This is a genomic window from Alishewanella sp. WH16-1 (genome assembly GCF_001441695.1).
In the GTDB taxonomy this organism is placed as follows: domain Bacteria; phylum Pseudomonadota; class Gammaproteobacteria; order Enterobacterales; family Alteromonadaceae; genus Alishewanella; species Alishewanella agri.
Window position 1 is genome coordinate 13997 of record NZ_LCWL01000112.1, and the last position, 19250, is coordinate 33246.

At 52.1% G+C, this 19250-nt stretch carries 21 protein-coding genes; 17 read left to right on the forward strand and 4 right to left on the reverse strand.

Annotation, left to right across the window (positions count from 1 at the left end):
- Nucleotides 1-14: 14 nt before the first annotated feature.
- The 10 genes from trpS to speD all read left to right on the forward strand — a co-directional run bounded on the left by trpS (nt 15) and on the right by speD (nt 9505).
- Nucleotides 15-1019, forward strand: a complete 1005-nt coding sequence (trpS, locus tag AAY72_RS11440) for a tryptophan--tRNA ligase (RefSeq protein ID WP_008985611.1) — start codon at nt 15-17, stop codon at nt 1017-1019.
- A 29-nt stretch (nt 1020-1048) separates the two neighbouring features.
- Nucleotides 1049-1840: a DUF6671 family protein gene (locus tag AAY72_RS11445; protein WP_057787606.1), complete on the forward strand. Its 792-nt coding sequence runs from the start codon at nt 1049-1051 to the stop codon at nt 1838-1840.
- 59 nt (nt 1841-1899) lie between these two features.
- Nucleotides 1900-2871: an L-threonylcarbamoyladenylate synthase gene (locus AAY72_RS11450; protein WP_057787608.1), complete on the forward strand. Its 972-nt coding sequence runs from the start codon at nt 1900-1902 to the stop codon at nt 2869-2871.
- Nucleotides 2872-2889: 18 nt separating this feature from the next.
- The gene (locus AAY72_RS11455; protein WP_057787611.1) at nt 2890-3474 is read left to right on the forward strand and encodes an aminodeoxychorismate/anthranilate synthase component II; all 585 of its coding nucleotides are present in this window, start codon (nt 2890-2892) and stop codon (nt 3472-3474) included.
- Nucleotides 3475-3751: 277 nt separating this feature from the next.
- Entirely contained in the window at nt 3752-4957 is a 1206-nt protein-coding gene (locus AAY72_RS11460; protein WP_304439250.1) for an aspartate aminotransferase family protein, read from the forward strand.
- Between the two features lie 169 nt (nt 4958-5126).
- On the forward strand, nt 5127-6143 hold the full coding sequence (gene astA, locus AAY72_RS11465) for an arginine N-succinyltransferase (protein WP_008985616.1): 1017 nt from the start codon (nt 5127-5129) through the stop codon (nt 6141-6143).
- A gap of 14 nt (nt 6144-6157) precedes the next feature.
- Nucleotides 6158-7627 carry a succinylglutamate-semialdehyde dehydrogenase gene (gene astD, locus AAY72_RS11470; RefSeq protein WP_057787615.1) on the forward strand — a complete coding sequence of 490 codons (1470 nt, stop codon included), beginning with the start codon at nt 6158-6160 and terminating at the stop codon, nt 7625-7627.
- Between the two features lie 131 nt (nt 7628-7758).
- Nucleotides 7759-8109 (forward strand): DUF3802 family protein, encoded by a 351-nt coding sequence (locus AAY72_RS11475; protein WP_008985618.1) that lies wholly within the window; start codon nt 7759-7761, stop codon nt 8107-8109.
- Between the two features lie 106 nt (nt 8110-8215).
- Nucleotides 8216-8626: an OsmC family protein gene (locus AAY72_RS11480; protein ID WP_008985619.1), complete on the forward strand. Its 411-nt coding sequence runs from the start codon at nt 8216-8218 to the stop codon at nt 8624-8626.
- 72 nt (nt 8627-8698) lie between these two features.
- Nucleotides 8699-9505, forward strand: coding sequence for an adenosylmethionine decarboxylase (gene speD, locus AAY72_RS11485; protein WP_008985620.1), 807 nt, complete (start codon nt 8699-8701; stop codon nt 9503-9505).
- Nucleotides 9506-9562: 57 nt separating this feature from the next.
- On the opposite strand, the gene AAY72_RS11490 is transcribed toward speD, so the two are convergent.
- Nucleotides 9563-10459 carry a phosphoribulokinase gene (locus AAY72_RS11490; protein WP_008985621.1) on the reverse strand — a complete coding sequence of 299 codons (897 nt, stop codon included), beginning with the start codon at nt 10457-10459 and terminating at the stop codon, nt 9563-9565.
- A 136-nt stretch (nt 10460-10595) separates the two neighbouring features.
- Here AAY72_RS11490 and AAY72_RS11495 point away from each other — a divergent pair, with 136 nt between their 5' ends.
- Complete coding sequence (locus tag AAY72_RS11495; protein WP_008985622.1) at nt 10596-10988, forward strand: MAPEG family protein; 393 nt, start codon at nt 10596-10598, stop codon at nt 10986-10988.
- Here AAY72_RS11495 and AAY72_RS11500 read toward each other — a convergent pair.
- From AAY72_RS11500 to AAY72_RS11510, 3 genes are read right to left on the reverse strand one after another with little or no spacing between them, the layout of a single operon-like run.
- Entirely contained in the window at nt 10985-12760 is a 1776-nt protein-coding gene (locus tag AAY72_RS11500) for an ExeM/NucH family extracellular endonuclease (RefSeq protein ID WP_057787617.1), read from the reverse strand. The two genes, AAY72_RS11495 and AAY72_RS11500, sit on opposite strands and share 4 nt — an antisense overlap.
- A gap of 56 nt (nt 12761-12816) precedes the next feature.
- On the reverse strand, nt 12817-14106 hold the full coding sequence (gene purD, locus AAY72_RS11505; protein WP_057787619.1) for a phosphoribosylamine--glycine ligase: 1290 nt from the start codon (nt 14104-14106) through the stop codon (nt 12817-12819).
- A gap of 33 nt (nt 14107-14139) precedes the next feature.
- Nucleotides 14140-14982, reverse strand: coding sequence for a class I SAM-dependent methyltransferase (locus AAY72_RS11510; protein WP_057787621.1), 843 nt, complete (start codon nt 14980-14982; stop codon nt 14140-14142).
- A gap of 170 nt (nt 14983-15152) precedes the next feature.
- On the opposite strand from AAY72_RS11510, the gene trmJ reads away from it, so the two are divergent.
- The 6 genes from trmJ (at nt 15153) to iscA (ending at nt 19243) form a co-directional block, all read left to right on the forward strand.
- The gene (trmJ, locus tag AAY72_RS11515; protein WP_008985626.1) at nt 15153-15896 is read left to right on the forward strand and encodes a tRNA (cytosine(32)/uridine(32)-2'-O)-methyltransferase TrmJ; all 744 of its coding nucleotides are present in this window, start codon (nt 15153-15155) and stop codon (nt 15894-15896) included.
- A gap of 5 nt (nt 15897-15901) precedes the next feature.
- Entirely contained in the window at nt 15902-16705 is an 804-nt protein-coding gene (gene cysE / locus AAY72_RS11520) for a serine O-acetyltransferase (protein ID WP_008985627.1), read from the forward strand.
- A gap of 83 nt (nt 16706-16788) precedes the next feature.
- Nucleotides 16789-17268, forward strand: coding sequence for a Fe-S cluster assembly transcriptional regulator IscR (gene iscR / locus AAY72_RS11525; RefSeq protein WP_008608983.1), 480 nt, complete (start codon nt 16789-16791; stop codon nt 17266-17268).
- A gap of 19 nt (nt 17269-17287) precedes the next feature.
- Nucleotides 17288-18502 (forward strand): IscS subfamily cysteine desulfurase, encoded by a 1215-nt coding sequence (locus AAY72_RS11530; protein WP_057787623.1) that lies wholly within the window; start codon nt 17288-17290, stop codon nt 18500-18502.
- A gap of 27 nt (nt 18503-18529) precedes the next feature.
- Nucleotides 18530-18913 carry a Fe-S cluster assembly scaffold IscU gene (iscU, locus tag AAY72_RS11535; RefSeq protein WP_008985629.1) on the forward strand — a complete coding sequence of 128 codons (384 nt, stop codon included), beginning with the start codon at nt 18530-18532 and terminating at the stop codon, nt 18911-18913.
- A 6-nt stretch (nt 18914-18919) separates the two neighbouring features.
- The gene (gene iscA / locus AAY72_RS11540) at nt 18920-19243 is read left to right on the forward strand and encodes an iron-sulfur cluster assembly protein IscA (protein WP_008985630.1); all 324 of its coding nucleotides are present in this window, start codon (nt 18920-18922) and stop codon (nt 19241-19243) included.
- Nucleotides 19244-19250: the final 7 nt, after the last annotated feature.

The following is a 19250-nucleotide window of genomic DNA, read 5'->3' on the forward strand; positions in this document are numbered from 1 at the left end:
GGACTTTGCACAGCATGAGCCGTAAACCCATAGTACTCAGTGGCGCCCAGCCGTCCGGACAATTGACCATCGGTAACTATCTGGGCGCGCTGCGGCAGTGGGATCAGATGCAGGACGACTACAACTGTTTATACTGCATTGTTGATTTACATGCGATTACCGTACGTCAAGATCCTGCTGCCCTGCACAGTGCTTCGCTGGACAGCCTGGCGTTGTATTTGGCTTGTGGCATTGATCCCAAGCGCTCGGCGGTGTTTATGCAATCGCACGTGCCGGAGCATAGTCAACTGGCTTGGGTATTGAATTGCTATACTCAGTTCGGTGAGCTAAGTCGGATGACGCAATTTAAAGACAAGTCAGAGCGACACAATAACAATGTCAACGCCGGCCTCTTTACCTACCCGGTGCTGATGGCTGCCGATATTCTGCTGTATCAGGCAAATCAGGTACCGGTAGGTCATGATCAGAAGCAGCACCTGGAATTGGCGCGTGATGTGGCCTTGCGCTTTAATGCGCTGCATGGCGAAGTATTCACTGTACCAGAGCCCTTTATTCCTCAGGTGGCAGCCCGGGTAATGAGCCTGCAGGAACCCACTAAGAAGATGTCGAAATCGGATGAGAACCCGTGGAATTTCGTTGGCTTGCTGGAAGATCCGAAGATGATCAGCAAAAAGTTCAAAAAAGCCATTACCGACTCCGAAGATCCACCGCGGGTGTATTTTGATTTGGACAACAAACCCGGTGTTGCCAATTTGCTGAATATCTTAAGTGGTGTGACGGGCAAAACGGTGGCCGCGCTGGAGGCGGAATACGAGGGCAAGATGTATGGCCATTTAAAAGGCGACGTTGCGGATGCCGTCATCAGCTTGCTGGAGCCGGTGCAACAAAGCTTCCGTGAAATCCGTGCTGACCAGACACTGATGCAGCAAGTGATGCGGGAAGGTGCCGCCAAAGCACGTGAACATGCCAGCCGTACCCTGGCCGCAGTGAATACTGCGGTGGGTTTTGTTGCACCTTAAGCAGCCCGGTTAGCTTGGAGCCGCGCCAGATGCAGCCGGTCGCTTTTTTAACTCAACATGGCAAGGTACCGCTACTGGTTGACGCTTTAGCTCCGCTGGGTTGGCAGGTTTTTGGCGTAACGGGTTTTGATACTGATTTATTGGGCAGTTTTGCCGGCGAGCAGCCACGTTTTATGACTGCCGCTGAGTGCGCGTTACGCAAAGCGGCCATTGCCGCCGAGCTGGCAGGGACTGCCATCGGTATCGGCAGTGAGGGTAGCTTTACGGCGGGTCCTTACGGTTTGGGTACCTTAAATCAGGAATTGTTGTGCTGTGTCCATCTTGATGAGGGCTGGGCGGTTACGGCGCGAGCGCAGCAACTGTGCAGTGCCCGTAGCTGGCAAGTGACAGCAGCTACCGAACTGGAAACGATATTGCCTACGCTGCCTAATCAGCAGTTATTGTTGGTCAAACAGGGCCCGCGACTGGCCAAAGCATTGAGCGTTGCGCAAGCCCGGCGGCACTGCGTTGACTGGCTGGATGCCGGCCCGGTGCAATTGGAATATGATCTGCGGGCGCATTGCAGCCCAGAGCGGCAACAGGTGATCCGGTTAGCGGCAGAAAATTTGTACCAACGGTTACAGCAACGCTGTCCGCATTGCCAGACTCCGGGGTTTTGGCCAGAGCAAGCGTTAAGCGGATTGCCTTGTGCCGATTGTGGTCAACCTACGCCGCAGGCGAGAGGTCATCGCGCCAGCTGTCAACGCTGTGATTACCAGCAAGACCAGTTACACAGCAGCGGCTATGCCGATCCTGCCTACTGCCAGTACTGTAATCCATAGACGGTGCAACCGATAACAGGCTGACCCATAAGCCGGGTTGGCCATAAACAGAGTACCAGATGAACACAGAGTTATTAGCTGCGGATAAGCCAGCGGATCTGAACCGGGCTGCAGCCTTATTACAGCAGGGCGCTTTGGTGGCAGTGCCCACTGAAACGGTATATGGTTTAGCGGCCAATGCGGCAGATCCGACTGCCGTGGCAAAAATTTTTCAGGCCAAAGGGCGGCCCGCGGATCATCCGTTGATTGTCCACATCCCGGACCTGGCGATGCTGGAACAGTTCGCCATTAAGATCCCGGCCACAGCCTATCAATTGGCAGCCGCGTTCTGGCCGGGGCCACTTACCCTGTTGTTACACAAGGCACCTGATGTGAGTCCGGTCGTCACTGGCGGCTTAGAGACCATTGGTATTCGTATGCCGGCACATCCTGCCCTGCTGGCCTTACTGCAACAAGCCAGGCTTGCGGTAGCGGCACCTTCCGCCAACCCTTATAAAAAGCTCAGCCCAACCCGTGCCAGCCAGGTGCTGCATGGCATGGCCGGGAAAGTTGCTGCGGTGTTAGATGGTGGTCCTTGCCAACATGGTCTGGAGTCGACCATTGTCGATCTGACGGGTGAGCAAATCCAAATCCTCCGCAGTGGGCCGATTAGCGCGACACAACTGGAACAGGTGTTAGGATGCCGTGTCACGACGCCGCTACAACATCAGGTAAAGGTTTCAGGGAATGTCGGTGCCCATTATCAGCCCAATACTCCCGTTTATCTGTTAGCGCCGGAGGCATTGTTGGCGCGCCTCGCCAGCAGTAATGCGCGTCGAGCGGTGCTTTATTATTCGGCCTTGCCAGTGACCAACGCGGCCTATCAACAACAATTGCCGGCGACAGCAGCCGGCTATGCGCAGCAGCTTTATCATCAGCTGTTTTTAGCCGATCAACAGGGCGTTGCTGAAATTCTGGTTGAGCAACCGCCACACAGTTCTGGCTGGGAAGCGGTACAGGATCGGCTGCGCCGGGCCGCCCACCATGAGTAGCCGCTACAGGTCCGCGCTATGTTATTGATGATTGATAACTATGACTCCTTTACCTGGAATCTGGTGCAGTATTTTCAGGCGTTGGGGCAGCAGGTATTGGTAAAGCGTAATGATGAGCTGAGCTTAACGCAAATCCGGCAATTAGCACCAGACTATCTGGTGATTTCACCGGGCCCGGGTACCCCGGATCAGGCGGGGATCAGTTTGGCGGCGATTGAACACTTTGCCGGCAAAATGCCAATTCTCGGTGTTTGCCTTGGACATCAGGCGATAGCACAAGTACTGGGCGCTAAGGTCATTCGGGCGCGTCAGGTGATGCATGGTAAAAATTCAATGCTTGAGCATCAGCAGCAATCGGTTTTTGCCGGCTTGCCCACTCCGTTGAGCGTTACCCGCTATCATTCTCTGGTGGTGGCGGCGGACACCTTACCCTCGCAGGTCGTCCGAACCGCTTACACTGCGCCGGAAACAGATGGCTTGCGCGACCTGATGGGGTTGTGGCTGCCAGAGTTACAGTTACACGGCGTGCAATTTCACCCGGAAGCAATCCTTACTGAGCATGGTCGGACCATGTTGGCGAATTTTTTAGCAGTGACTGCTTAAGCCGAGCGTGAAAAGCCGGCTAGTGGGCTGCATGGCTGATGCCGCTTGCGTTAAGCCGCTATTTGTTTGGCAATGCTTACAGCAGGCTGCCGCTTAGTTATTCAAATCCTATGCAAATCTATCTGCAGCCCTTATTTTTTCAGGGCTGCACCGCTTTTTCCGGGCAAGACAACACTATTTAAATCTGTAATAATGCAGTTAAGGCCATCCGAAATGGCTCACTAATGCATTTGTACCCGCCAGTAAAATAAGAGGACAACATAACATGACTGCTGATATTCAGGTAACCAGAGCGCTGTTTGATGAAGTAATGGTACCCAACTACGCTCCGGCAAAATTGATCCCGGTAAAGGGCCAGGGTGCCCGCGTCTGGGATCAGGAAGGTCGTGAGTATATCGACTTTGCTGGTGGTATCGCTGTTAGCAGTTTGGGGCATTGTCATCCGGCACTGGTCAAGGCGCTGAAAACCCAGGCCGACAAGTTATGGCACCTGAGCAACGTGTTAACCAATGAGCCGGCACTGCGTTTAGCGAAAAAGCTGGTTGACCAAACCTTTGCTGAGAAAGTTTATTTCTGTAACTCAGGCGCCGAAGCCAACGAAGCCGCGTTTAAACTGGCACGGCGCTGGGCACTGGATACCCATGGCGAGCATAAAAACGAAATTATCTCTTTTGCTAAGAGTTTCCACGGCCGGACTTTCTTTACGGTCACCGTTGGTGGTCAGGCGTCGTATTCTGATGGTTTTGGTCCTAAGCCAGGCGCGGTGCTACATGCCGAATTTAATAATCTGGACAGTGTAAAAGCGCTGATCTCTGATAAAACCTGCGCCATAGTGGTAGAGCCGATCCAGGGCGAAGGCGGCATTATTCCGGGCGATGCCGAATTCTTAACGGGCTTACGCCAGCTATGTGACCAGTACAAGGCGTTACTGGTGATGGATGAAGTACAAACGGGTGTCGGCCGTACCGGTAAACTGTATGCCTATATGAACTATGGCGTGACGCCGGATATTCTGACCAGTGCCAAGTCGTTAGGCGGCGGTTTCCCGGTTGGCGCTATGTTAACCACGACAGCGATTGCTGCGCATCTGAAAGTCGGTACCCATGGCAGCACCTACGGCGGGAATCCGCTGGCCTGCGCGGTTGCTGAAGCTGCTATTGATACCATCAATACGCCGGAAGTATTAAATGGTGTGCTGAAAAACGAACAGATTTTCCGCGAATGCCTGCAAGCGATTAACGCTAAATATCAGGTGTTTAGTGAAGTTCGTGGTAAAGGTATGCTGCTGGGTGCGGTGTTAAATGAAAAATATAAAGGCCGCTCGCGCGACTTCTTCCTGGCAGCAGCAGAACAAGGCTTATTTGCCCTGGTTGCCGGTACTGACGTAGTGCGGTTTGCGCCGTCGCTGGTGATTACCGAAGAAGAAATCCGCGAGGGGATGCGCCGCTTTGAAGCCGCGGTGCAGCAGGTTACCAGCGCTTAATATCACAAGCTCCTAAGGTGTCAACAAGAACACCGGAGCCGGCAGAGCTCAGACTCTGCCATGAGCCGATTCTTTTTAAAGCAAGCAAATTGGTATCCAACAGTGGGCACGCAGCGAGGTCACTTGCTGCAGCACAACTGGATATAAAGCAATAATGGAGTAAGCGACCATGATGTTAATTCGCCCGATCCGAGCGAATGATTACCCGGCGCTGTATCAGATGGCAGTGGAATCCGGGCACGGCTTTACCTCGCTGCCGGTAAATGAAGAGCTGCTAATGCGCAAGATTAGCCGCTCTGAAGCGTCCTTTGCCAAAGCGGTAACCAGTCCCGGCGATGAAGGCTATCTGTTTGTACTGGAAGACAGTGTCACCGGGCAGATCTGCGGTACCAGCGCACTGGAGGCAGCAGTCGGTTTGGATGATGCCTTCTACCATTATCATCTTGGCAAGGTGGTTCACAGCTCGCGCTCGCTGGGTGTTTACAAGACAGTAGATATCCTGACGTTATGCAATGATTACACTGGTGTCAGTGAGCTCTGCACGCTGTTTTTACGCACGCCATACCGACAAAAGCACAATGGTCGTTTGTTATCGAAGATGCGCTTTTTATTTCTGGCTGAGTTCCAGCAGCGCTTCGCCGATAAGGTGATTGCCGAGCTACGCGGCGTGTCCGATAGCCAGGGTAATTCACCGTTCTGGCAATGGCTACAGGAAAACTTCTTTGCGCTGGATTTTCCAACCGCTGACTATCTGACCGGTATCGGTCAGAAAGAGTTTATCGCAGAGCTGATGCCAAAATATCCAATCTATGTCAGTTTACTGAGTAAAGCTGCGCAGCAAGTGATTGGCAAAGTCCATGAGCAAACTCGCCCCGCTCTGGCGTTACTGGAGTCTGAGGGGTTCGCCTGTCGCGGCTATGTGGATATTTTTGACGCTGGCCCGACGGTCGAGGCCCGGGTAGAGCAAGTGCGCACGGTTCGGGACAGCAAACGTTTTCAGGTGCGCATCGGCGAGGTAAGCGGTGGTGAGCCGTGTTTAATTAGTAATACGTCGCTCGCTGGTTTCAGAGCCTGCTGGGCCGAACTGAATCTGATGGCAGAGCAAGACTATATTATCATCCCGCCTGCGTTGGCAACGGCACTGAATGTCAGTGCTGACGACTGGGTGCGGGTGAGCAAAATCTAACACAGGAGTAGCAGATGAATCAGGCAGTGCAGTTTATTAATGGCCAGTGGCTGGCCGGTACTGGCAAGCCAATGCAGTCGGTTGATCCGGCAAAAAATCAGCTGATCTGGCAAGGGCAGGCAGCGGGTAGTGAGCAAGTTGCGGCGGCGGTTGCTGCCGCGCGTAACGCACATTACGCTTGGGCTGATCTGAGTTTCGAACAGCGGGTAAGTATCGTAAAACGCTTTGCCGAATTATTAAACCAGCATAAAGAAGCGCTGGCCGCCTGCATTGCCGAAGATACCGGTAAAGCCCTGTGGGAAAGCCGTACTGAAGTCACCGCCATGATCGGCAAAATTGATATCTCGGTGCGCGCCTATGAGGAGCGTACCGGCAATAAAGAGAATCCGATGCCGCAGGGCCGAGCTTTTGTTCGCCACAAACCGCATGGCGTGGTGGCGGTATTTGGTCCTTATAATTTCCCTGGCCACTTACCGAACGGCCATATAGTGCCGGCACTGCTGGCTGGTAATACCGTAGTATTTAAACCCTCAGAGCTGACACCAAAGGTGGCGGAGCTGACGGTGAAAATTTGGCAGGAAGCGGGTATCCCGGCCGGGGTGATTAACCTGGTACAGGGCGAGGTTGAAACCGGTAAAGCCCTGGCCAGTGATGACGGAATTGATGGTTTATTCTTTACCGGTAGCTCGCGCACCGGTCATTATCTGCATCAACAATTTGCTGGCCGGCCAGAGAAAATTCTGGCGCTGGAAATGGGCGGGAATAACCCGTTATTGGTCAAGGACGTGGCCAATATTGATGCTGCAGTACATGACATTATTCAGTCGGCCTTTATTACCTCTGGTCAGCGTTGTACCTGTGCCCGTAAGCTTTATCTGCCGGCCAATGCGGAAGGGGATGCGATTTTGGCGCGGTTACTGGACGTCAGTAGCAAGATCCTGGTGGGTGAATACGATGCCCAGCCCCAGCCATTTATGGGCGCGATGATTTCCGTCGCCGCGGCGCAAAGTATGCTCAAGGCCCAGCAGCAGCTGGTGGCATTGGGTGGTAAAGTATTACTGGAGCTGCGGCAGCTGGACCCGGCAAAAGCCCTGGTGACGCCAGGTATTATCGAATGCTCTGCCATTAGCGAATTCCCGGATGAAGAGCATTTTGGCCCGCTGTTAAAAGTGTTCCGCTTCAGCGACTTTGATCAGGCCATAGCCGCAGCCAATAACACCAGCTTTGGTTTATCCGCCGGCTTACTGAGCGACAGCTATGAGCTATACCAGCATTTTTATAAGCTGATCCGCGCTGGTATCGTAAACTGGAACCGGCCTATTACCGGCGCCAGCTCAGCGGCACCCTTTGGAGGGATCGGTAAGAGCGGTAACCACCGCGCCAGTGCCTACTATGCTGCCGATTACTGTGCGTACCCGGTGGCGTCCGTCGAGCTGGAGCAAGTGGTGCTGCCGGAACAATTGTCACCCGGCTTACAGTTTTAACCACGGATAAATCGGAGCTACGGCTCCGATTTGTTTTCCAGGCAAATATTTGCTTAAATGATTGAAAACCTTTCGCTGTTCGGGCAAGTTATCCGGCAGTCGCTTTTCAGTCAGTGGTGCACAGGTACACTATGGTTATTGATAAACCCGGATATGAACACCTGATCCAGTTTCTAACTGAACATCTGGCACTCTTTACTGCAACCGGGCCGGCGGCAGACAGTGGTAAAACCATAGGTGTGTTGCTGGAAGAAAAAATCGCTGAACAAATTATCGCTCTCTGTACCCAACATACCGAACTGGAAACCAACCACCGCTCGCTGATAATTCGCGAAGTTGATGGTATTATGTATGACTTTCAGGAAATCCTCTCTTCGGTGCTGGATAAACCGGCTACCCAACCGCAACAAGATCTGATCTATGAGATCGCGTTATTAATCAAAAATCTGTTCGATAACGCCATTGCCGCGTTATTTGACTAAGCCGTATCATCGCTGACGCCTCTTACTGACGAGGATAATTTTGCTGGCCTGTCTGCCCACTTTTCCGTAGAATACTCAGCCTTAAAATTGAGCTGGGGTCAGTCTGATGGAAGCAACCGTAAGCTGGGTAAATAATCTGACTTTTCTGGGGCGCTCTGGTAGCGGTCATGCCGTGGTGTTTGATGCCGACCGCGACAGTAATACCGCTCCAACGCCAATGGAAATGCTGTTAATGTCTGCTGGGGCCTGCTCCTCGGTGGATGTGGTCGGGATTTTGCAAAAAGCCCGGCAACAGGTGCAGCACTGTGAAGTACAGCTCTCGGCCGAACGGGCAGAGACGGTACCTAAAGTCTTTACCAAACTGCATTTGCATTTTGTGGTAACAGGTACAGATGTCAGTGAAAAGCAGGTTGAGCGGGCCGTTAATCTGTCTGCTGAAAAATATTGCTCTGTATCGATCATGCTGGCTCAAAGTGTCAAAGTAACGCATTCGTTCAGCATTAAACAGGCTGAATAATTAGGGTGACTGCAAGGTCAGGCTGAAAGTTAACTGCGGCGTCTGGTGCGTCGTTAGCGGAGAGCAAAGAAATTGGTTAAGCCTTTTGAAAAACTGAAACTACATGGTTTTAATAACCTGACCAAGAGTTTAAGTTTTAGTCTGTACGATATCTGTTATGCCAAAACCGAACAGCATCGGCAGGAATATATTGAATATATTGATGAGCAATACAATGCGGATCGCCTGACTGATATCCTGACTGAAGTGGTGGATATTATCGGCGCCAATATATTGAATATCGCCCGGCAGGACTATGATCCGCAAGGTGCCAGCGTCACCATTCTGGTTAGTGAAGAGCCGGTATTAATCGATCCGGATAATTCAGAAAACCCCGGGCCGCGGCCGGATGCCGTAGTGGCGCATCTGGATAAAAGTCATATTTGTGTTCATACCTACCCGGAAGTGCACCCGCATGATGGCATCTGTACTTTCCGCGCGGATATCGAAGTATCTACCTGCGGTATTATTTCACCATTAAAGGCGCTGAATTTTCTGATCCACAGTTTTGAATCGGATGTGGTGACAATTGACTATCGGGTACGGGGTTTTACCCGCGATGTCAGTGGTACTAAGCATTATATCGATCATCCGATTACCTCAATCCAGAACTTTATGGATGAAGACACGAAGAAAGCGTTCCAGATGATCGACGTTAACGTCTATCAGGAAAACCTGTTCCATACCAAGATGATGCTAAAAGAAGGGGATTTAAATAATTACCTGTTTGGTATGGGTACCGACTCGATGACGCCGGAAGAGCAGAAGCAAATCACGAAAAAAGTATTCCGTGAAATCAAAGAAATCTTTTACGGTCGTAATCTGCCTGAAGTGAAATAACGGTATTAGCTTACCGCCTGACAGCCAGCGTTATGCTGGCTGTTCTATTTTTAAGATTTAAATATTAAACAATGAGCCCTGGCCGCGGGCTTCCCGTCTTTTCTGCATCAGTGCTTCAATCAGTGGCGTTAGGATCAGCTCCATCGCCAGCCCCATCTTGCCTCCTGGCACGACCAAAGTGTTAACCCGCGACATAAAGGCACCGTCAATCATTTGCAGATAGTACGGGAAATCTACATGTTTGATACCGCGAAAACGGATCACCACAAAGCTTTCATCCAATGACGGGATGTCTTTGGCACTGAACGGGTTTGAGGTATCAACGGTGGGTACCCGCTGAAAGTTGATATGAGTGCGCGAGAACTGCGGTGTAATATGGTTAAAGTAATCTTCCATACTGCGTACTATGCTGGCTTGCACAGCTTCGCGGCTGTGGCCGCGTTCCGACGTATCGCGGATAATTTTCTGAATCCATTCCAGATTGACGATCGGCACCATACCAATCAGCAAGTCGACATGCTGGGCGACATTATGTTGTTCTGTCACTGCGGCGCCATGTAAGCCTTCGTAAAACAGCAGATCGGTATTTGGCCGCAGGTCTTGCCAGGGCGTAAAGGTACCCGGTAGTTGATTATAGGGCACGGCTTCGTCAAAGGTATGCAGGTAATGACGGATGCGGCCGGTGCCATTTTCCGCATAGCTGGCAAAGAAGTTTTCCAGCGCACCAAAATCATTGGCTTCAGCGCCAAAGTAGCTGATATGCCGTCCCTCTTCCTTTGCTTTGCGCACTGCCACATCCATTTCTGGCCGGCTGTAGCGGTGAAAACAATCGCCCTCAACAAAGGCGGCGTCGATACCGAGGGTACGGAAAATATGTTTAAACGCATTACTGGTTGTGGTGGTGCCGGCACCGGAAGAGCCGGTGACGGCAATAATTGGATTTTTGTGTGACATAAGGCATACCTTAAGCTGAACTGAAAAGTACCTTAGCGGATCCTGAGGTCATTACGCAACCTGCCTTTTTGTTGATCCGAAATAGCTGTGCCGAGTACAAGCTGGTATCACAGAGCGTCTAACAGGAGAAATTCGCATGTCTGGCATCTTATTGCCGTTATTGATTATTGCTTTTTTGCCTTACCTGGCCAAGCTACCTTTGGTTTGGGCAATGCAGCGGGCCGGTGGCTACAACAACCATTATCCGCGGCAGCAACAAAGCCAACTCACTGGTTTCGGTCAGCGCTGCACAGCAGCGCACTACAATAGCTTTGAAGCGCTGGCGTTCTTTAGTGTCGCAGTATTGATGGTGATCGCAGTGGGGCAGGTCAGTGACACCATGCAGTTGTTAGCCTGGAGCTTTGTCGCGTGTCGGGTGGCGTACTTATTTTGTTATTGGCTAGACTGGGCAACCGCGCGCAGCTTGATTTGGCTGGCCTCAATGGCCAGTGCCATCAGCCTGATGCTGCTGGCACTGGGAAGTATTTAAAAGCGGAAGGTTGCTAAGATCGGATCGTGATCAGAGGAACGATAGGGCAGCGGGGCAAATAATTGCTCTCGCTGACTGGCCGGTTTAAAGCGGGTGCTGTAATCCAGTAGGACTGGCTCATCGGCATTAATCGGCCAATGTGTAAAGCTCACCAGTTTTCCGGCCAGCGCCGGGGTGGTTAGCAGGTGGTCCAGCGAGCCACTCTGGCCGCGAAACACGAACGAGTAAGAGTCGGCTTTACCATCGTCCAGATACTGCCAGCCCTGCTGTTCAAACCAGCGGATCGGATCTTCCTGCCGGTAGGCATTAAAATCACCCATAATCACCTGATAGTCGGTATTCACACCGGTTGGCTGAGTTGCCAACCAGCTGTGCATTGCTGCCGCCGCTTCCAACCGGGCGGCATTCCAGCACGCCTGACCATCCCCCTGATCGCGTTGTAACAGATAATCGCTACTGCCGCGCCTTGGGCAGCTACCTTTGGATTTGAAATGATTAATGGTGACAGTTACCAGTTCGCCCGAGGCAGTATGACGGAAGCTTTGTGCCAGAGGCGGGCGATGCAGACGGGTAAAGGGGGCTGCCGTTTGCGTTGCCGCCTGCCCTTCGGCGCTAACCCGACTTGGGCGATAAAAAATACCCACTTTAATATCGTCACCACCCGGGGTTACCGGTGCGATCACTTGTTGGTAAGGCTCACTACTGCGTGCATTAAGCGCCGCCAGCAAGGTCGCACTGGCACTGCCATCAGCATAGCCATTATTTTCCAGTTCTAACAAACCGATAATATCCGCATCCAACGCCAACAGGGCTGCCACCAGTTTCTCCTGTTGACGCTGCAGTTCAGTCGGATTACGGGCACCACGACGGGTTGGAAAGGCTTCAGCCTGGCCATGACCGGTAAAAAAGTTCAGCACATTGTAGCTCGCTATGCGTAGCTCATTAGTTGCTGTTTTTGCCGGCGCTTCAGGTCTGGGGTTGCTGCTAACAAAAGTCGGCTTGGCGGTAGGTAGCAAACGATAGCCGCGCTCATCCTGATGCAAAATACCTTCAATGTTTAACACCTGATCGCCCACTCTCAGCGTTTGATAAGCGCTAAGACTGGTGTCCGGATAGGGCAGTGGATCAGGATTCTGGCGATAGCTGCCATCATCCAGCAAGATGCTCCGTCTGGTATAGTCCGCCGCCAGCTGCTGCGCCGCTGCACCGGGTGCTACCACCTGGGTCGGCACCATTAAGCGCTTATCGGCCAACATCAGCTCGCCATAGCGGCCAAGATTAAAACTGTCGGTCACGACCAGCGGTTGTTCGATCCGCAGCCACATCCCTTCGTAAGCTTCCCAGCTCAGCTCTGGCGGCAGCGGTAAGGTCAGACTTACTGGCTTTGTTTCGCCGCTGCCGCAGGTATCGAGCACAGTGGCATCGATCAGGCTGGTCAATTGTTCAACCTCTGCCACCGTGCCGCTTAGTTGTAGGATTTGACCACTTTGATACTGTTGCGCGTTAGCTAAAGCAACAAAAATGGCCTCGGCGGTTAGCGGATCCTGATCCGGACTCAGGCTCTGTATCATCAGACCGGGCAGAGGACCATCGGCATATACCACGCCCAACACCATCCCCTGGATGGTTACTGTTTTGCCAAGCAGCGGGCTTTCTTCACCCTGGCCCTGAGTTTGCGCAATACTGTGTGTTACTGACTGACAAGTCAGCGGTGCCTGTTGACAGCCAGCTGTTAAAGCGCCGGCAACGACAAGCCATAAAAATTTATACATATTGGATGTCCGATAAAAAAAGGTGCCGCAGCACCTTTTGCAAAAATATTTAAAGGTTATTGCTGCTGTTCACGTGCCACAGCCCGATAACCAATGTCGGTGCGGTAATACAGCTGCTCCCAGCTAATCGCCGCCGCCAGTTTATAAGCCGCTTGTTGCGCGGCGGTGACAGTATCACCCAGCGCAGTCGCACACAGTACCCGGCCACCGTTCGTCAGCACCTGACCGTCTTTTAGTTCAGTACCGGCGTGGAATACTTTACCCGGCAAGGTCGCAGCTTGTTCCAGCCCGCTAATAACCTTGCCTTTAGCATAGGTATCCGGATAACCACCAGCGGCCAGAACCACACCCACTGCGGCCAGTGGATTGAAGTCAAGCTGCATTTGATCCAGTTTACCGTCCACCGCAGCCTGACACAGCGCCACCAGATCCGACTGCAGCCGCAGCATAATCGGCTGCGTTTCCGGATCGCCAAAGCGGCAGTTAAATTCGAGTACTTTTGCCGAGCCATCCGGCGCAATCATCAGACCGGCATACAGGAAGCCGGTAAACACATTACCCTCGGCGGCCATACCGCGGACGGTCGGATAAATCACCTGTTGCATTACCCAGTCGTGTACTTGGGGGGTAACCACTGGTGCCGGCGAGTACGCGCCCATACCACCGGTATTCGGCCCTTTGTCAGCATTATCACGGGCTTTGTGATCCTGTGACGACGCGAAGGCCAGCGCATGTTGACCATCAACCATCACGATAAAGGACGCTTCTTCACCGGTCAGGAATTCTTCAATCACTACGCGGCTGCCGGCATCACCAAATTTATTGCCACTGAGCATATCGTCGATCGCGGCAAAGGCTTCGGCTTCCGTTTGGGCGATAATCACACCTTTGCCTGCGGCCAGACCATCGGCTTTAATTACGATAGGCGTGCCTAAACGACGCACATAGTCTTTTGCGGCGCTAATGTCAGTAAAGTTCTGGTAAGCAGCGGTTGGGATCTGATGCCGGGCTAAAAAGTCCTTCGCAAAAGCTTTCGAACTTTCCAACTGTGCGGCTGCACGGGTTGGGCCGAAAATCGCCAGGCCGGCAGCGCGGAATTTATCCACGACTCCTTTCGCCAGCGGCGCTTCCGGACCAACGATAGTTAGCGCGATCTGCTCTTGCTGAGCAAAGGCCAGCAAGGCATCAACATCATCTGCGGCAATGGCCACATTATGTAAATTGCTTTCCAGTGCCGTACCAGCATTCCCCGGTGCCACAAACACCTGAGTGACCAACGGCGATTGCGCCGCTTTCCAGGCCAGAGCATGTTCGCGACCACCACCACCTATTACCATTACTTTCATCAGTTTTTCCGTTTTTAGTCAGGACGCCCGACATCAGGGCGTAGCAGGTTTCCGAAACTTCAGGGTCATGCGGTCACTTTCACCGATGGCCAAATATTTTTCCCGATCCTGATCACCCAGTCGCAAACTAGGCGGCAAGGTCCAGACCCCGTTAGGGTGGTCTGCCTTATCTTTCGGGTTCGCATTAATCTCACTGCGCGCTTCCAGCGTAAAGCCAGCCTGTTCTGCCAGTTTAATGGTCAGACTTTCCGGCATATAGCCGCTGCGGGTCCAGTCGCTGTCAAGCTTACTTTCAGGTAAACGGTGTTCGACGATACCGAGCACACCACCAGGCTTTAAAGCGGTATAAAAATGGGCGAAGGCGGTCAGCATCGCTTCCTCGCCACCGGCAATATACCAGTTGTGCAGGTTGCGGAAGGTCAGCACCACATCTGCGCTACCGGCAGGCGCAATTTCCACGCCGGGGCGGGGGGCAAACTCTGTGATCTTCACTTTGCTGTAGGCTGGATCGGTGGCCAGCTTCTCAATAAAGGCCTGACGGCTACGTTGGCCATAACCTTCTGCGCTGGCAGGAAAGTGGGCAGCGTAATAAACACCTTGTTCAGCAAGCAAGGGCGCCAGAATTTCGGTATACCAGCCGGCACCCGGGGAAATTTCTACCACTGTGGCTTGCGGCGTTACTTCAAAAAACTGCAGCGTCGGCAGCGGATTGCGATATTGGTCGCGCGCAACATTGGCTGCCGAGCGCAAAGGATTGTTATTTACTGCCTGTTCAAGGCTGGCTGCGGGGGTGGTTGCAACCACTGCAGATGACAGTAACAGGCTGCTTAACAGCAGGGTAGGACGACTCAGAACACGGCTCAGTTGGGTTAACATCAACAGCTCCTTCTAAAAGTGGCGATAGTTTAGCAAAGCAGCCGTCGAAATGCAGCGGCTTTTGGCAATGGCTTACTTCTGACGATTTGGGTGGCTAGACTGCTAAATTTCAATCTACAATACCCAATGGCTATGTTAGAATAGCCGACCTTTTTAGTGCAGGTTGTCCTATGTTAGATCAGATTAAAGTCGTATTAGTTGGCACCACGCATACGGGTAATATCGGTTCAGTGGCGCGAGCCATGAAAACCATGGGCTTATCGCAACTGTGTCTGGTAGCACCAAAGACGGCACCGGATGGGCAGGCTTATGCGTTGGCGGCCGGTGCCAGTGAAATTCTGGCTGCAGCCAAAACCTTTGACACCCTTGAACAAGCCATTGCTGATTGTGCGCTGGTGATAGGCAGCAGCGCCCGCTCCCGTACCCTAAGCTGGCCGATGTTATCCAGCCGCGAATGCGGTATCAAAGCCGTGCAGCAAGCTGCGACAGCACCGGTGGCGCTGGTATTTGGCCGCGAAAGTAATGGTTTGAGTAACGAAGAATTACAGCTGTGTAACTACCATGTTTGTATCGAGGCCAATCCGGAATACAGCTCACTGAATCTGGCGATGGCGGTACAGATTTTCTGTTACGAAGTACGCATGGCGTATTTAGCTTCGCAGCAACAGACGCAGGAAAGTGATCTCGCGGTTTATCCGACGTCGCTACAAATGGAAAACTTTTTTCAGCATTTGGAAACGGCGCTGACGCATACCGGCTTTATTATCAAGCAACATCCAGGTGTAGTGATGACCAAGTTGCGTCGCTTGTTTACCCGGGCGCGGCCGGAGGAAGCCGAATACAATATTTTACGCGGTATCCTGACCTCGATGTTGCGGTTGGAAAAAGTGGATCAGACTACTCACAAGGAGTAATTGGCATGTTTTCCGGTATCAAAGAAGATATTCGCAGTGTATTTGATCGCGATCCGGCGGCGCGCAGTACTTTTGAGGTATTAACTACCTATCCGGGTTTACATGCCATCTGGCTACACCGGCTGAGTCATAAATTATGGCGGGCGAATTGGAAATGGCTGGCGCGCTGGTTAAGTACTATTGGCCGCTGGTTAACGGGCGTTGAAATCCATCCCGGCGCGCGGATTGGCCGGCGTTTTTTTATCGATCATGGTATGGGTGTAGTGATCGGGGAAACGGCAGAAATTGGCGATGACTGTACCCTGTATCATGGCGTGACACTGGGCGGTACCAGTTGGAGCCCTGGCAAGCGCCATCCGACCCTGGGGAAAGGTGTAGTGATTGGCGCCGGCGCCAAGGTGTTGGGGCCCTTATATGTTGGTGAAAATGCCCGTATCGGTTCGAATGCCGTGGTGGTAAAAGATGTGCCGGCGGGTTGTACTGTGGTCGGTATTCCGGGGCGGATTGTTGCCAAGACGGACGCTGAAACCTCAGCGCAGCGGCAACAACTGGCGAAGAAGTTTGGCTTTGATGCTTATGCGGTGTCGGCAGATAACCCGGATCCGGTGGCTAATGCGATTGGAAGTTTATTGGATCATATCCATTTTCTGGATAACAAGGTTACCGAGCTGTGCCAGAGCGTCAATCAGCTGGGGGGGAATGTCTGTTCTGAGCTGCCGCAAGTGAAGATTGACGAAGCCGAATTTAAACTGGCCGAACAACGTGCCGCCGAGCAGCGGCGTAAAGAAGACGAAACTAGCGGCGCTTAATACCTGACTGTTTTAGTCGGGTTTATACTTGACTAAAATAGTCAGGAATGTACAATAGCAGCATTCTGCAACAGGAGTTGACTATGCGTTTAACCTCCAAAGGCCGTTATGCTGTTACCGCCATGCTGGACGTGGCTTTGCACGCTGTCAAAGGCCCAGTACCGCTAGCTGATATCTCTGAGCGGCAAGGTATTTCATTGTCTTACCTTGAGCAATTATTTGCCCGTTTACGTAAGCAGGGCCTGGTCAGTAGTGTGCGAGGCCCGGGCGGGGGCTATCAGTTAGGTCTGCCGGCGGCGGCAATTTCTGTTTCTGCAGTGATTGCGGCGGTAGATGAGTCAGTTGATGCCACCCGCTGTCAGGGCAAGTCAGATTGTCATGGCGGTGCCCGTTGTCTGACCCACACCCTGTGGAGCAATCTAAGTCATCGAATTGAAGACTTCCTGACCAATATCAGCCTTGAAGAGCTGGTCAATCAGGAAGAAGTGCGGCAAACCGCTTTGCAACAAAGCCGTAAAGTAAAGAATCCGGCAACTGATATCGAAGTCAGCTGTCAGCTGTAAGCGCAACACGGAGCCAACAATGAAGCTACCCATTTATTTAGACTATGCTGCGACTACCCCGGTTGATCCGCGGGTTGCTGAGAAAATGATGCAATTCCTGACAATGGATGGCCAGTTTGGTAATCCGGCGTCACGTTCGCATCGTTTTGGCTGGCAAGCTGAAGAAGCGGTAGAGATCGCCCGCAGTCAAATTGCGGAGCTGGTAAATGCCGACCCGCGCGAAATCGTTTTTACCTCAGGCGCGACCGAGTCGAATAACCTGGCGATTAAAGGCGCTGCCGAGTTCTACCATAAAAAAGGTAAACACCTGATCACCGTCAAAACCGAACACAAAGCGGTGTTAGATACTATGCGCCAGTTAGAGCGTGACGGCTTTGAAGTGACTTATCTGGACGTGGAAGCCAACGGTCTGGTTGATCTGGTTAAATTAGAACAAGCCATGCGCCCGGATACCACTGTTGTCAGCATTATGATGGTGAATAACGAAATTGGCGTGGTGCAGGATGTTGCGGCAATAGGTGAACTGTGTCGCAGTAAAGGTATTATTTTCCATGTTGATGCCGCTCAGGCCACCGGCAAGGTTGAGATTGATCTGCAGCAGCTGAAAGTCGATTTAATGTCGTTCTCTGGTCATAAAACCTATGGCCCTAAAGGTATTGGCGCTCTGTTCGTGCGTCGTAAGCCTCGGATTCGTTTAGAAGCACAAACCCATGGTGGTGGTCATGAGCGCGGTATGCGTTCAGGCACCTTGGCGACACACCAAATCGTTGCGATGGGTGAAGCCTTCCGCCTGGCCAAAGAAGAAATGGCCGCAGAGCAGCAGCGGATCACCGCACTGCGCGATCGCTTGTGGAACGGCATTAAAGATATTGAACAGGTATTTTTAAACGGTGATGCCAAGGCTCGGGTACCGAATATTACCAACGTCAGCTTTAACTATGTTGAAGGTGAGTCGCTGATTATGGCGCTAAAAGATATCGCCGTGTCTTCAGGTTCAGCCTGTACCTCTGCCAGCTTAGAGCCATCTTATGTGCTGCGGGCTCTGGGGCTGTCAGATGAATTGGCACACAGTTCAATTCGTTTTAGTATCGGCCGTTTTACTACCGAAGAACAGATTGACCACACCATTAAAATTGTACATGAAGCTATCGCCAAGCTGCGCGAAATGTCGCCGCTGTGGGATATGTACAAAGACGGTATTGATTTAAACACTGTAGCCTGGGTCGCGCACTAAGCGCACACCAGCAAAGAGGTAATTATCATGGCATACAGTAACAAAGTAATTGATCACTACGAAAACCCGCGTAACGTTGGTTCTTTCGCTAAAGATGATCCCAGTGTTGCCACCGGTATGGTCGGCGCACCTGCTTGCGGTGACGTAATGAAGCTGCAAATTAAGGTTAATGAACAAGGCATCATTGAAGATGCCAAGTTTAAAACCTATGGTTGTGGCAGTGCTATTGCCTCCAGTTCACTGGTAACCGAATGGGTTAAAGGCAAGACACTGGACGAAGCCCAGCAGATCAAAAACACCGACATTGCGCAGGAACTGGCGTTGCCGCCGGTAAAAATTCACTGCTCAATCCTGGCTGAAGATGCCATCAAAGCTGCAATCGCTGATTACAAACAGAAGCGCGGAGGCTAAGGCCAGATGGCGATTTCGATGACAGCGGCGGCAGCTGAGCGGGTCAGTAGTTTTCTACAGAACCGTGGCAAGGGGGTCGGATTACGGGTTGGCGTAAAAACTACCGGTTGTTCTGGTTTGGCCTATGTGCTGGAATTTGTCGATGAGCTGAACGAAGATGACCAGGTGTTTGAAGATCACGGCTTAAAGCTGGTGGTGGATGGCAAAAGTCTGGTCTATATCGACGGTACTCAGCTGGATTTCGTTAAAGAAGGTCTGAACGAAGGCTTCAAATTTAACAACCCGAATGTTAACGGCGAGTGCGGTTGCGGCGAAAGCTTCACGGTATAAGTCAGGC

Coding starts and splice junctions, on each gene's coding strand:
- iscA (WP_008985630.1), top strand. CDS start 18,920: ATGGCGATTTCGATGACAGCGGCGGCAGCTGAGCGGGTCAGTAGTTTT.
- iscU (WP_008985629.1), top strand. CDS start 18,530: ATGGCATACAGTAACAAAGTAATTGATCACTACGAAAACCCGCGTAAC.
- trpS (WP_008985611.1), top strand. CDS start 15: ATGAGCCGTAAACCCATAGTACTCAGTGGCGCCCAGCCGTCCGGACAA.
- AAY72_RS11510 (WP_057787621.1), bottom strand. CDS start 14,982: ATGTTAACCCAACTGAGCCGTGTTCTGAGTCGTCCTACCCTGCTGTTA.
- purD (WP_057787619.1), bottom strand. CDS start 14,106: ATGAAAGTAATGGTAATAGGTGGTGGTGGTCGCGAACATGCTCTGGCC.
- AAY72_RS11530 (WP_057787623.1), top strand. CDS start 17,288: ATGAAGCTACCCATTTATTTAGACTATGCTGCGACTACCCCGGTTGAT.
- trmJ (WP_008985626.1), top strand. CDS start 15,153: ATGTTAGATCAGATTAAAGTCGTATTAGTTGGCACCACGCATACGGGT.
- AAY72_RS11445 (WP_057787606.1), top strand. CDS start 1,049: ATGCAGCCGGTCGCTTTTTTAACTCAACATGGCAAGGTACCGCTACTG.
- iscR (WP_008608983.1), top strand. CDS start 16,789: ATGCGTTTAACCTCCAAAGGCCGTTATGCTGTTACCGCCATGCTGGAC.
- AAY72_RS11450 (WP_057787608.1), top strand. CDS start 1,900: ATGAACACAGAGTTATTAGCTGCGGATAAGCCAGCGGATCTGAACCGG.
- astA (WP_008985616.1), top strand. CDS start 5,127: ATGATGTTAATTCGCCCGATCCGAGCGAATGATTACCCGGCGCTGTAT.
- AAY72_RS11500 (WP_057787617.1), bottom strand. CDS start 12,760: ATGTATAAATTTTTATGGCTTGTCGTTGCCGGCGCTTTAACAGCTGGC.
- AAY72_RS11475 (WP_008985618.1), top strand. CDS start 7,759: ATGGTTATTGATAAACCCGGATATGAACACCTGATCCAGTTTCTAACT.
- AAY72_RS11490 (WP_008985621.1), bottom strand. CDS start 10,459: ATGTCACACAAAAATCCAATTATTGCCGTCACCGGCTCTTCCGGTGCC.
- AAY72_RS11495 (WP_008985622.1), top strand. CDS start 10,596: ATGTCTGGCATCTTATTGCCGTTATTGATTATTGCTTTTTTGCCTTAC.
- AAY72_RS11480 (WP_008985619.1), top strand. CDS start 8,216: ATGGAAGCAACCGTAAGCTGGGTAAATAATCTGACTTTTCTGGGGCGC.
- cysE (WP_008985627.1), top strand. CDS start 15,902: ATGTTTTCCGGTATCAAAGAAGATATTCGCAGTGTATTTGATCGCGAT.
- AAY72_RS11455 (WP_057787611.1), top strand. CDS start 2,890: ATGTTATTGATGATTGATAACTATGACTCCTTTACCTGGAATCTGGTG.
- astD (WP_057787615.1), top strand. CDS start 6,158: ATGAATCAGGCAGTGCAGTTTATTAATGGCCAGTGGCTGGCCGGTACT.